Source organism: Paenibacillus sp. SSG-1 (genome assembly GCF_002224835.1).
Taxonomy (GTDB): Bacteria; Bacillota; Bacilli; order Paenibacillales; family Paenibacillaceae; genus Paenibacillus_AQ; species Paenibacillus_AQ favisporus.
The window spans coordinates 1-1,630 of the sequence record NZ_MBRK01000002.1 but is presented as its reverse complement, the minus strand read 5'-3'; the positions used below and the strand labels follow the sequence as shown (position 1 = coordinate 1,630).

At 49.9% G+C, this 1,630-nt stretch carries 1 protein-coding gene; it reads right to left on the bottom strand.

Annotated features, from left to right (window positions below; translation table 11 throughout):
• Window positions 1-92: 92 nt before the first annotated feature.
• The gene (locus tag BCV73_RS34615; protein WP_019007868.1) at window positions 93-1,457 is read right to left on the bottom strand and encodes an ISNCY family transposase; all 1,365 of its coding nucleotides are present in this window, start codon (window positions 1,455-1,457) and stop codon (window positions 93-95) included.
• Window positions 1,458-1,630: the final 173 nt, after the last annotated feature.

Genomic DNA, 1,630 nt, shown 5'->3' with positions numbered 1-1,630 from the left:
TAGTTGCTCCTGAAAAAGTCGATTTTCAAAAATAGTTTCGGGTTGCTGGCTGGGTTGTGAGGGGGAACTTTCCCTAATGATCGGTTTCCATGTTAGTTTTGGAGCATTTTTGCCGCTCTTTGCAGGTTGTGGGTCAGAATCCCGAAGCCGACCCAGCATTTTGAGCCGACAAAGCCCCGATACCTGCTGCGGTTCAAACCGTACTTCCGCTTGAGAAGACTAATCTTCGCTTCTCCAGCTGCACGGTAACGCTGCAAGTCTTTGAACCATAATTCGTTTTCGTACTCGGATCGGGCAATGCCTTTTTTGCCCTTTCGCGGCAAGCTAGCTCGCTTCACACCAAGTTCGGTAATGGCCGTTTCGTTCTTCTTGCTTGAGAAACCGCGGTCGGTCGCTACAGCTTGCGGCGCTTTGCCGAATTGCTTGATATGCGCCTGTACAGCGGGAACGAGCAGTTCATCATCCGAGGGGTTCCCCTCGTAGACAGCGTAGCCGGTCACAAAGCCGCTTTCCGTCTCGTCGATTCGCACCTTGTAGCCGAACTCAGTTCCTTTGGCCAGCTTACCTTTCTTAATCGGTCTTGCTTCCGGGTCAAAGAAACTGACGATCCGATCTGCGATGATTCGATTGCCGGAAACGACCTGTTTGGCTTGTTCCAACAACTTGCCGGTTAGCGTGACCGCCTCGGTCAGTTTGGTTTTACTTTGTCGAAGAGCAGCTTTGCCCTTGTCTTGCAGTTTCTCGATAACGGCTTGCGCCTTGTTCACAACGTTCTCGGCTACTTCGATTACGCTCCCAGTGATCCGGTCAACTTCTTCCCAAGATTCACGGGTGCGGCGACGTAGAACTTTCGCGATGGACAGAATCTTTTCCTTGATTTCTGCCGTACGATCTTCAAAGCCTTGAACAGTGTGGGAGGCGACTTTCCGGATTTTCTGAATCGTTCGAGTGATGACTTTTACGCCATCTTGCAACAGCGTAGCGTCTGTCGGGTGATGGATGTCGGATTCCACAACCGTCGTATCCGTGCGCAATTTGCGGGTTTTCAGAACGGCTTTTTCCTCACACTGCTTTACGAGTGCGGCATTGATGTCTTCGACGATCTTGTCGCCGTAGCGTTTGCGGGCATAGATGAGCGTAGACGGGTCGGGCATCGGTTCGTCGATGGCAAACCGGCAGAACATTCGCCATGTGATGCTGTCACCGACTTCCTTCACGAGTGACTCGTAGCCCAAATTGTATTTATGCTTCAGGACCATAAGACGGATGTACTTTTCAATTGCAAGCGTAGGACGGCCGCTTTTCTTGCCTTTCGGGTGCAACTCAGTAAACGGTTGAAGAAAACGGTCGTCGTCCAGTAATTGATCTATGATTGCAAGCTCGACCGGCAACTTTCTAACAGATTCCGGGAGAATGGCATCCCAGATGGTCAATTGCTCGTCTCGAAGTTTCAACATTTTCTTCACCTCTTGGAAGGATTCCCGAGGGCTTCTGTTGAACTCCTATAGCAAAGGAATTCTTCCCTCGGGGTGTGGAACTTTGTTATCTCGTCAATAACAATTTCCATTTTGAGGTGCTGAATTCCTTTTAATTATGCTCAAAACACCCTGACTTTTTCAGGGGAAACTAG

Excerpts from the sequence above, each read along its gene's own strand:
- BCV73_RS34615 (WP_019007868.1), bottom strand. The coding sequence starts at position 1,457 with ATGTTGAAACTTCGAGACGAGCAATTGACCATCTGGGATGCCATTCTC.